At 68.0% G+C, this 10,565-nt stretch carries 9 protein-coding genes and 1 pseudogene; 6 read left to right on the top strand and 4 right to left on the bottom strand.

Going from position 1 to position 10,565, the window contains the following annotated elements; all coding sequences use genetic code 11:
• Both AB8Z36_RS02490 and AB8Z36_RS02485 read left to right on the top strand, forming a co-directional pair.
• A partial coding sequence (locus AB8Z36_RS02490) for a transglycosylase domain-containing protein (protein WP_369211497.1) occupies positions 1-2,412 on the top strand: 2,412 nt, incomplete at its 5' end.
• A 149-nt stretch (positions 2,413-2,561) separates the two neighbouring features.
• Positions 2,562-4,061: a glycosyltransferase family 87 protein gene (locus AB8Z36_RS02485; RefSeq protein ID WP_369211499.1), complete on the top strand. Its 1,500-nt coding sequence runs from the start codon at positions 2,562-2,564 to the stop codon at positions 4,059-4,061.
• Positions 4,062-4,186: 125 nt separating this feature from the next.
• On the opposite strand, the gene AB8Z36_RS02480 is transcribed toward AB8Z36_RS02485, so the two are convergent.
• From AB8Z36_RS02480 to AB8Z36_RS02470, 3 genes are all read right to left on the bottom strand, one after another.
• Positions 4,187-5,218 (bottom strand): alanine racemase, encoded by a 1,032-nt coding sequence (locus AB8Z36_RS02480; protein ID WP_369211496.1) that lies wholly within the window; start codon positions 5,216-5,218, stop codon positions 4,187-4,189.
• A 129-nt stretch (positions 5,219-5,347) separates the two neighbouring features.
• A complete protein-coding gene (locus tag AB8Z36_RS02475; protein WP_369211495.1) occupies positions 5,348-6,469 on the bottom strand; it encodes a lipid II:glycine glycyltransferase FemX in 1,122 nt (373 codons plus the stop codon).
• A 157-nt stretch (positions 6,470-6,626) separates the two neighbouring features.
• Complete coding sequence (locus tag AB8Z36_RS02470) at positions 6,627-6,944, bottom strand: hypothetical protein (protein WP_369211494.1); 318 nt, start codon at positions 6,942-6,944, stop codon at positions 6,627-6,629.
• A 266-nt stretch (positions 6,945-7,210) separates the two neighbouring features.
• Here AB8Z36_RS02470 and rpsF point away from each other — a divergent pair, with 266 nt between their 5' ends.
• The 4 genes and pseudogenes from rpsF to rplI all read left to right on the top strand — a co-directional run bounded on the left by rpsF (position 7,211) and on the right by rplI (position 8,926).
• On the top strand, positions 7,211-7,501 hold the full coding sequence (gene rpsF, locus AB8Z36_RS02465; protein WP_016644628.1) for a 30S ribosomal protein S6: 291 nt from the start codon (positions 7,211-7,213) through the stop codon (positions 7,499-7,501).
• 78 nt (positions 7,502-7,579) lie between these two features.
• Positions 7,580-8,153 (top strand): annotated as a pseudogene (locus AB8Z36_RS02460) (single-stranded DNA-binding protein).
• Between the two features lie 71 nt (positions 8,154-8,224).
• A complete protein-coding gene (gene rpsR / locus AB8Z36_RS02455) occupies positions 8,225-8,461 on the top strand; it encodes a 30S ribosomal protein S18 (RefSeq protein ID WP_003949403.1) in 237 nt (78 codons plus the stop codon).
• Positions 8,462-8,479: 18 nt separating this feature from the next.
• On the top strand, positions 8,480-8,926 hold the full coding sequence (rplI, locus tag AB8Z36_RS02450) for a 50S ribosomal protein L9 (RefSeq protein WP_363248675.1): 447 nt from the start codon (positions 8,480-8,482) through the stop codon (positions 8,924-8,926).
• 150 nt (positions 8,927-9,076) lie between these two features.
• Here rplI and AB8Z36_RS02445 read toward each other — a convergent pair whose 3' ends face one another.
• On the bottom strand, positions 9,077-10,414 hold the full coding sequence (locus AB8Z36_RS02445; RefSeq protein ID WP_369211493.1) for an MATE family efflux transporter: 1,338 nt from the start codon (positions 10,412-10,414) through the stop codon (positions 9,077-9,079).
• Positions 10,415-10,565 lie beyond the last annotated feature (151 nt).

The following is a 10,565-nucleotide window of genomic DNA, read 5'->3' as shown; positions in this document are numbered from 1 at the left end:
GGGGCGGGGCGTGGCAGGGGCCTTGGCCCGGCGCCGTCCGGCAAGAAGCGGTTCATCGACTATCCGCGCGCGGGGAAGCAGGGCGCACGGCGCTGGGTGCCGTCGTGGCGCCTGGTCACCGGTCTGTTCGTCGGCTTCCTCGGCAGTCTGATGGCGGTCGCCGGTATCTCGTACGCCCTGGTGGAGGTGCCGGAGGTCGACAAGGCGGCCAAGGCCCAGAACAACGTCTACTACTGGGACAACGGCAAGCAGATGGTCGCGACGGGCGGTGAGCGCAACCGCCAGATCATCGACTACGACGACATCCCCAAGGAAATGCGCTTCGCCGTCATGTCGGCGGAGAACAAGACGTTCGAGGACGACAAGGGCGTCGACCCCATGGGCATCACGCGCGCCCTGGTGAACATGGCCAAGGGCGGGCAGACCCAGGGTGGCTCCACGATCACCCAGCAGTACGTGAAGAACGCGCGCCTGGGCGACCAGTCGCAGACGTTCACCCGTAAGTTCAAAGAGCTCTTCATCTCCATAAAGGTCGGCCGGACCGTCTCCAAGGAAGAGATCATGGCCGGTTACCTCAACACCGCTTACTACGGCCGAGGGGCGTACGGCATCCAGGCGGCTGCCCGTGCGTACTTCGACAAGGAAGCCAAGGAGCTGAATCCGAGCCAGTGCGCGCTCCTCGCGACGGTGCTCAAGGGAGCCACGTACTACGACCCCGCGGGTGCCCCTGAGATCGACCCCGCGGCCAACAAGGACGACAACACCGCCCGCGCCAAGAAGCGGTGGAAGTGGATCCTCGACGAAGAGGTCAAGGACGGCCGTCTGACGCAGGCGCAGCGGGACAAGTACACGGAGTTCCCCAAGCTCCAGAACCCGCGGTCCAACGCCGACCTGGCCGGTCAGACCGGTTACCTCGTGGACCTGGCCAAGGCGTATGTCATCAGGAACACCGACATCACCGAGGAGAAGCTCCGCCAGGGCGGCTACGAGATCCACACGACCTTCAACAGGAAGAAGGTCGAGGCGCTCGAGAAGTCGGTGAACAAGGTCCGCAAGGCGAAGATCAAGCCGAAGCTGCGTCCGGAGAAGGACACGCACGTACAGTTCGGCGGTGCCTCGGTGAACCCGAAGGACGGGGCCATCAAGGCGATCTACGGCGGTGAGGACGCGACGAAGCACTTCACCAACAACGCCGACCAGACCGGTGCCCAGGTCGGTTCGACGTACAAGCCGTTCGTGCTGGCCGCGGCCTTCAAGCACGGTGTGCGCGACAAGAACGGCGGCGAGGTCCAGAGCGACAGCGAGCGCACCATCGTCAATCCGAAGAGCCTGTACAGCGGCGAGAACAAGCTCAAGATCCAGAATTACGACGGAAGCATCTGGACCGACCGCGACGGCCAGCAGTGGAACCAGAAGAACGACGGCAACCGGTCGTACAACCGGCCGACCTACCAGATCGACCTGCGTGAGGCGATGCGCGAGTCGGTGAACTCGGCGTATGTGCAGCTCGGCATGGACGTCGGTCTGGACAAGGTCAAGCAGACGGCCATCGAGGCGGGTCTCAAGGACGACACGTCCATGGCCAGCGCCAACTACCCGTCGTTCTCGCTCGGCACCTCGTCCCCCAGCGCGATCCGGATGGCCGGGGCGTACTCGACGTTCGCGGCCAGCGGCAAGCAGAACGATCCGTACTCGGTCTCCGAGGTCGTCTACAAGGGCAGCTCGGTCTACCAGCACGCGAAGGAGACCAAGCAGGCCTTCTCTCCCGAGGTGGCCGACAACGTCACCGACGTGCTGAGGACCGTGGTGGAAAAGGGCACCGGTACCTCGGCCCGGCTCCCCAACCGCCAGGTGGCGGGCAAGACCGGTACGACCGACGGCAACAAGTCCGCCTGGTTCGTCGGGTACACCCCGCAGCTGTCGACGGCGGTCAGCATGTACCGGCTCGACGACGACGAGACCAACAAGAAGCGCCAGTTCCTGGAGATGTTCGGCACGGGTGGTGAGGCCAAGATCCACGGTGCCTCGTTCCCCGCCCAGATCTGGCGGGACTACATGGCGGAGGCGCTCAAGAACGTGCCTCCCAAGGCCTTCCCCGTGCCGGAGCCGATCGGCAGCATCGTCGGCGAGACGCCGCCCCCGTCACCGACGCCGACACCGACCGAGGAGGAGACGGAGGAGACCAAGTCTCCGACGCCCACGGAGACCGAGTCGGAGAAGCCGCCCACGCACTCGCCGACCCCGACCGAGTCCTGCGGACGGTTCGACTGGGACTGCAACCACAACGGTGGCCAGGAGAACGGCGGCCAGAACGGTGGTCCGGGCGGCGATCCGGGCGGCCCGGGCGGCATGACGCCGACGCCCACCGAGGATCCGCCGGGCGCCGACGACGGCGGAGGTATCTTCGGCTGACCGCCGGGCCGGACCTGCCCCGTCGATGTTTCACGTGAAACGAGGACCGTCGCACCACCGGTGCGGCGGTCCTCGCCGCGTTCCCAGCCGCGTACGGCAGGATGGCGGGCATGCCCAGTGCAGACCCCAGCGCCGGTCCCGGCGCCACAATGCCGAGCACGAGCGCGTACGAACCCGTGCGACCGCAGGAGCCCGAGCCGGTAAGGCCGACGAGTCAGGACGAGGTCGCCCGGGCCGGCAGCGAGCTGATCGGCGGCCCCGTCGGCCGCAGAGTGCTGTACGCGGCGTCCTGGTGGACCCCCGTGCGCGTCATCGCGCTGGTCGCCATCGGCATGTTCGCGCTCGGAATGGTGCAGAAGCTGCCGTGCTACAACGGCGCGTGGTTCTTCGGGCCCAGCTCCCAGTACACGCACGCGTGCTACTCCGACATCCCGCATCTCTACCAGGGACGCGGCTTCGCCGATGGCCTCGTGCCGTACTTCGACAAGCTGCCCGGCGACATGGAGTACCTCGAATACCCCGTTCTGACCGGGGTGTTCATGGAGGTGGCCTCCTGGGTGACGCCGGGCAGCGGCTCGACGCAGCACCAGGAGAAGATCTACTGGATGGTCAACGCCGGGATACTGATGGCCTGCGTGGCGGTCGTCGCCGTCTGTGTCACGCGGACCCACCGGCGCCGCCCCTGGGACGCGCTCCTCGTCGCCCTGGCCCCGGCACTGGCGCTGACGGCGACCATCAACTGGGATCTGCTCGCCGTCGCCTTCACCTCCGTGGCGATGCTGATGTGGTCACGCTCGCGTGCGCTGGCCGCCGGTGTGCTGCTCGGCCTCGCGACCGCCGCCAAGCTGTATCCCTTCCTGCTGCTGTGGCCGCTGCTGATCCTCTGCTGGCGGGCGGGGAAGTGGCGAGAGTTCGGGTCCGTGCTGTGCGGGACGGCGGGGATCTGGCTGCTGGTGAACCTGCCGGTGATGCTCTTCGCGCACGACGGCTGGTCGAAGTTCTACTCCTTCAGCAGGGAGCGCCCGGTCGACTTCGGCTCCTTCTGGCTGATCCTGTCCCAGCGCATGGACTCGCCGCTGAGCACCGAGACGGTCAATGTCCTCGCCATGGCGCTGATGCTCCTCGCCTGCCTGGCCATCGGCGCGCTCGGACTGACCGCGCCCCGCAGGCCGCGCTTCGCGCAGCTCGCCTTCCTGCTGGTGGCGGCCTTCGTCCTCACCAACAAGGTCTACTCGCCGCAGTACGTCCTGTGGCTCATCCCCCTCGCCGCGCTCGCCAGGCCGCGCTGGCGGGACTTCCTGATCTGGCAGGCGTGCGAGGTCGCGTACTTCCTCGGGATCTGGATGTACCTGGCGTACACGACGAGCGGAGACGCCCACAAGGGCCTCCCCACGGAGGGCTACCAGGCGGTCATCGTCGTCCATCTGCTGGGGACGCTGTACCTGTGCGCCCTGGTCGTACGGGACATCCTGATGCCGGAGCGGGACATGGTCCGGCGGAACGGGGACGACGACCCCTCGGGCGGTGTCCTGGACTCCGCGGAGGATGTGTTCGTGCTCGGGGCCGAGGCCGGTCCGGCGCGGCCGACGGCGCGGTCCACCGCGCTGCCCGCCGTGAAATGGGGCTCGGCCACCGAGCTGCCGCGCTGAGGCGGCTCACGGCGGTCCCACGGCGGTCCACGGCGACTCCATGGCGACTCCCTGGCGAAGACGAAGGGGCCGGGCACGACGCGTGTCGTGTCCGGCCCCTTCGGCGTACGGGAGGCTCTGCTGCCTCAGCGGTCGACCATCCGGTCGAACTGGGTCGTGGTGTGCCGCAGGTGGGCCACCAGCTCCTCGCCGACCTTCGGCTCCGGCGCGTCGGAGGGCACGAAGAGGATCGAGACCTGCATGTGCGGCGGCTCCGCGAACCAGCGCTGCTTGCCCGCCCAGACGAACGGCGAGAGGTTGCGGTTGACGGTCGCGAGGCCCGCGCGGGCGACGCCCTTGGCGCGCGGCATCATGCCGTGCAGCGCCTTGGGCGCCTCCAGACCGACGCCGTGCGAGGTGCCGCCCGCGACGACGACCAGCCAGCCGTCGGAGGTCGCCTTCTGCTGGCGGTAGCCGAACCGGTCCCCCTTGGCGACCGCGGTGACGTCCAGGACGGCGCCGCGGTACTCGGTGGCCTCGTGGTCGCCGAGCCAGAGGTTGGTGCCGATGCGCGCGCGGAAGCGGGTCTGCGGGAACTGCTGCTGGAGGCGGACCAGTTCGGCGGCCTTGAGGTGGCTGACGAACATCGTGTGCAGCGGCAGCCTGGCGGCGCGCAGGCGGTCCATCCAGCCGATGACCTCCTCGACGGCGTCCGAGCCGTCGGTGCGGTCCAGCGGCAGGTGGATGGCGAAGCCCTCGAGCCGTACGTCCTCGATGGCGGCGTGCAGCTGCGGGAGGTCCTGCTCGCTGACGCCGTGGCGCTTCATCGAGGACATGACCTCGATGACGACGCGGGCTCCCACGAGGCCGTGCACGCCGTCGAGCGACGAGACGGAGCGGACGACGCGGTCGGGCAGTGGCACGGGCTCCTCGCCCCGCCTGAACGGCGTCAGGACCAGCAGGTCACCGCTGAACCAGTCCTTGATCCGAGCCGCTTCGTAGGTGGTGCCCACGGCGAGGATGTCGGAGCCGAAGCGCGTGGCTTCCTCGGCCAGGCGCTCATGACCGAAGCCGTAGCCGTTGCCCTTGCAGACCGGGACGATGCCCGGAAACTGCTCCAGCACGTGCTTGTGGTGTGCCCGCCAGCGCGCGGTGTCGACATAGAGCGTGAGCGCCATGGCTGGATCCCGGAACCTTTCTCGTGTCTGCGGTGTATCAGAGGTTCTGCGGTGTTCAGAGGTGTGGGGTGTTGCAGAGGGGGTGTCGCAGAGGTGTGTTTCAGAGGGGTGGAAGGAAAGTGTGCGGGATCAGCGGCGTGACATGTAGATGTCGAGTGCCTTGTGCAGCAGCTTGTTGAGCGGGAAGTCCCACTCGCCGATGTACTCGGCGGCCTCACCGCCGGTGCCGACCTTGAACTGGATCAGGCCGAACAGGTGGTCGGTCTCGTCCAGGGAGTCGGAGATGCCGCGCAGGTCGTACACCGTGGCTCCCATGGCGTACGCGTCGCGCAGCATCCGCCACTGCATCGCGTTCGAGGGCCTGACCTCACGCCCGATGTTGTCCGAGGCGCCGTAGGAGTACCAGACGTGTCCGCCGACGACGAGCATCGTGGCGGCCGAGAGGTTCACGCCGTTGTGGCGCGCGAAGTACAGCCGCATGCGGTTGGGGTCCTCGGAGTTGAGGGCCTGCCACATCTGCTGGAAGTAGCCGAGGGGCCGCGGGCGGAACTTGTCGCGGACGGCCGTGATCTCGTAGAGCCGCTGCCACTCGGCGAGGTCCTGGTAGCCGCCCTGGACGACCTCGACACCGGCCTTCTCGGCCTTCTTGATGTTCCGTCGCCAGAGCTGGTTGAAGCCCTTCTGGACCTCGTCCAGGGAGCGGTTGGCCAGCGGCACCTGGAAGACGAAGCGGGGCTGGACGTCACCGAAGCCGGCGCCGCCGTCCTCGCCCTGCTGCCAGCCCATGCGGCGCAGCCGGTCCGAGACCTCGAAGGCGCGCGGTTCGATGTGCGTCGCCTCGGTGTCGCGGAGCCGCTTCACGTCCGGGTTCTGGATGCCTGCCTTGATCGCCGGAGCGTCCCAGCGGCGGATCACGACGGGCGGGCCCATCTTCACGGAGAACGCGCCCTGCTGCTTGAGGTGCGCCAGCATCGGCTGGAGCCACTCGTCCAGGTTCGGGGCGTACCAGTTGATGACCGGGCCCTCGGGCAGGTAGGCGAGATAGCGCTTCAGCTTGGGCAGCTGCCGGTAGAGCACCAGGCCCACACCGACCAGCTGACCGGTCCTGTCGTCGAACCAGCCCAGGTTCTCCGAGCGCCATTCGCTCTTCACGTCAGCCCATGCCGGGACCTGGCAATGACTCGCCGACGGCAGTGTCTGGATATATGCCAGATGCTGCTCGCGACTGATGGTCCTCAGGGTCAGACTCATTCGGGGCGCTCCTCGGGCTGGTGTGTCCCCATGGGTTCAGGGGCTCCGGCTCTCGCGCCGAAGCCTACTGCGCCCCACGAGCGCCCCGTCTGGCCGTACACACCTGAACCCATGGCGACACCCCGGCCCGCCCCGGGCCGGGGTGTCGCCGAGGACGTCAGGCGCCGAGGATTCCGCCGAAGAGACCGCCGTGCGCCATGCCGAGGAAGAAGCCGATCGCCGAGGCGCCGAGCCCCAGGATCAGGCCGAAGCGCTCACGGGTGGTCACGGAGATGTACTGGCCGTACAGGCCGGTGAGGATGCCGATCAGGCCTGTCCAGGAGCTCAGCAGGTGCAGGCTGTGGAACATCGCGGTGATGAAGGCGGTGATGCCGAGGACCGCGGTGATGATGAGCAGCGTGTCCGGCAGCGGGTGGGCCTTGCCGTCACTGGAGAAGAGGGAAGTCGCGGCGTGGGGTCGCATTGCCTGTGCCATCGGAGGCACCTCCTGCGTAGAACGGCGCATCGTAGCGCCATAGACACCCGATGTGTACAGATTCTCCCCCTCCGCAGCCGGATTTCAACCGGAAGCCTCTGTGCGGGTACTCTGTACCGTCTGCACCGGTGTCTGCCCTGGCCACAGCATGAGCCCCCGCTCGCGGGAGCCGATTGTCAGTGGCGGCCGATACCGTTGCGTACGCATCACGACCCTCCTGCCACGGAACGACCGTGGCCGCTGAGTCCAAAGGAGGTGGGTTCCACATGCGTCACTACGAAGTGATGGTCATCCTCGACCCCGATCTCGAGGAGCGCGCTGTCTCCCCGCTGATCGAGAACTTCCTCTCCGTCGTCCGTGAGGGCAACGGAAAGGTCGAGAAGGTCGACACCTGGGGCCGTCGTCGTCTGTCCTACGAGATCAAGAAGAAGCCCGAGGGCATCTACTCGGTCATCGACCTCCAGGCCGAGCCTGCGGTCGTCAAGGAGCTCGACCGGCAGATGAACCTGAACGAGTCGGTCCTCCGGACCAAGGTCCTCCGTCCCGAGATGCACTGAGCTTCCTAGCTCAGCAGCACCCGGGAATCGAGTAGCAGCACCAAGCAGCCAGCAGCAAACCCGCCGAGAGGTTCCCCCATGGCAGGCGAGACCGTCATCACGGTCGTCGGCAATCTTGTCGACGACCCCGAGCTGCGCTTCACCCCCTCCGGTGCGGCGGTCGCGAAGTTCCGTGTCGCGTCCACCCCCCGCACCTTCGACCGCCAGACGAACGAGTGGAAGGACGGCGAGAGCCTCTTCCTCACCTGCTCGGTCTGGCGTCAGGCGGCGGAGAACGTCGCGGAGTCGCTTCAGCGAGGCATGCGCGTCGTCGTGCAGGGCCGGCTGAAGCAGCGGTCCTACGAGGACCGTGAGGGCATCAAGCGCACGGTCTACGAGCTGGACGTCGAGGAAGTCGGCGCCAGCCTGAAGAACGCCACGGCCAAGGTCACCAAGACCACCGGTCGAGGCGGCCAGGGCGGTTACGGCGGCGGTGGCGGCGGCCAGCAGGGCGGCGGCTGGGGCGGTGGCTCCGGCGGCGGTCAGCAGCAGGCACCCCTGGGCGACCGGTGCGCCGGCCGGCGGCGGCCAGCAGCAGGGCGGCGGCGGTGGCGGCTGGGGCGGAAGCTCCGGCGGCTCCGGTGGCGGCTACTCGGACGAGCCCCCCTTCTAGGCACCGGGGCCTTCGGGCCACGTGCCGAGGGTGGGCCGTAACCCACTTCTTGATCACACAGGAGATACACCATGGCGAAGCCGCCTGTGCGCAAGCCGAAGAAGAAGGTCTGCGCTTTCTGCAAGGACAAGGTCACGTACGTGGACTACAAGGACACGAACATGCTGCGGAAGTTCATTTCCGACCGCGGCAAGATCCGTGCCCGCCGCGTGACCGGCAACTGCACGCAGCACCAGCGTGACGTCGCCACGGCCGTGAAGAACAGCCGTGAGATGGCGCTGCTGCCCTACACGTCCACCGCGCGATAAGGGAAGGGTGACCGACTAATGAAGATCATCCTCACCCACGAGGTCTCCGGCCTCGGCGCCGCCGGCGAGGTCGTAGACGTCAAGGACGGCTACGCCCGCAACTACCTGATCCCGCGGAACTTCGCGATCCGCTGGACCAAGGGTGGCGAGAAGGACGTCGAGCAGATCCGTCGTGCTCGCAAGATCCACGAGATCGCGACCATCGAGCAGGCCAACGAGGTCAAGGCCCAGCTCGAGGGCGTCAAGGTCCGTCTGGCCGTCCGCTCCGGCGACGCCGGTCGTCTCTTCGGTTCCGTCACCCCGGCCGACGTCGCTTCGGCGATCGAGGCTGCCGGTGGTCCGAAGATCGACAAGCGTCGTGTCGAGCTGGGCTCGCCGATCAAGACCCTGGGCGCCCACGCGACGTCCGTGCGTCTGCACCCCGAGGTTGCCGCCAAGGTCAACATCGAGGTCGTCTCGGCCTAAGCATTTCGCTGGGCAGAACTGAGTGAGGGGACGCGCCCATGGGGTGCGGCCCCTCACTTGCGTCCCGGTGCTTTTCGGTCCCTGAGTGGTGGGACCTCCGGGTCGGGGCGCGGGAAGCGCCGTGGTTTCACGTGAAACACCGCGAAGCGGTCAGCGGGTGGCGCCCGTGACGAGCCAGCGGCCCGAGCGGGAGCGTGTCCACAGGGTCAGCATGCGGACCGTCATCATCAAGGTCATCGCTCCCCACACCGCGGTGAGTCCACCGCCGAGGGTCGGCACGAGCAGGGCCACGGGAGTGAAGACCGCGAGGGTGACCAGCATGGCCCACGCGAGATACGGCCCATCGCCCGCGCCCATCAGGACGCCGTCGAGTACGAAGACGACACCGCAGACCGGCTGCGCGAGGGCCACCACCACCAGGGCGGGCAGCGCGGCGTCCTGGACGCTCGCGTCACCCGTGAAGAGCGGGATGAACAGCGGCCGCGCCAGGATGATCAGCAGTCCGAGGACGACGCCCGACGCGATGCCCCACTGCACCATGCGGCGGCAGACGGCACGAGCACCTGCCGGGTCGTCGGCGCCCAGATAGCGCCCGATGATCGCCTGCCCCGCGATGGCGATGGCGTCCAGCGCGAAGGCCATCAGACTCCACAGGGACAGGATGATCTGGTGGGCGGCGACGTCGGCGTCGCCGAGGCGGGCGGCCACGGCGGTCGCGATCATCAGAATGGCCCGCAGGGAGAGCGTGCGGACCAGGAGCGGTGCCCCGGCCTGGGCGCAGGCACGGATTCCGGCGGCGTCGGGGCGCAGCGAGGCACCGTGGCGCCGGGCGCCGCGTACGACGACGAGGAGATACAGCGCGGCCATGCCGCACTGGGCCATGACGGTGCCCCACGCCGAGCCCGCGATGCCGAGGTCCGCCCCGTAGACGAGGCCGAGGTTGAGGGCGGCGTTGGCGACGAAACCGCCGATGGCGACGTAGAGCGGGGTTCTGGTGTCCTGGAGACCCCGCAGGACACCGGTCGCGGCGAGCACCACGAGCATGGCGGGGATACCGAGCGAGGAGATCCGCAGATACGTGACGGCGTAGGGCGCGGCGGTGTCGGAGGCGCCGAAGAGTCCGACGAGACCGGGTGCGGTGGGCAGTACGACGGCGATCACCGCCGCGCCGAGCAGCAGGGCGAGCCAGATGCCGTCCATGCCCTGCCGGATGGCGGCCTGGAGGTCTCCGGCGCCGACGCGACGGGCGACGGCGGCGGTGGTGGCATAGGCGAGGAAGACGAAGATGCTGACCGCGGTCGTGAGGAGGGCCGAGGCGACGCCGAGTCCGGCCAGTTGCGCGGTGCCGAGATGGCCGACGATGGCACTGTCGGCGAGGACGAAGAGGGGTTCGGCGACCAGCGCGCCGAAGGCGGGTACGGCGAGCGCGACGATCTCTCGGTCGTGCCTGCGTCGGTCGGCCTTGGGCGCGGCGGAAGCCTGTGTCATAGGCACCAATCTAATCTTCCACAGGTAAGAGATGCAATGTGACTGAGACCCTTACGCTGACCCCGGGTGAACGCTCTGTGGCGGGCCGTTCGCACGGATCTTGGCCCGAGTGGGAAAGTTTTTCTTCTGCACAGCCGGTGGACGGGATATC

The organism is Streptomyces flavofungini (assembly GCF_041028215.1).
In the GTDB taxonomy this organism is placed as follows: Bacteria; Actinomycetota; Actinomycetes; order Streptomycetales; family Streptomycetaceae; genus Streptomyces; species Streptomyces flavofungini_B.
Note: the sequence above shows the minus strand (reverse complement) of the source record. Positions and strands in the feature narration are given on the sequence as shown.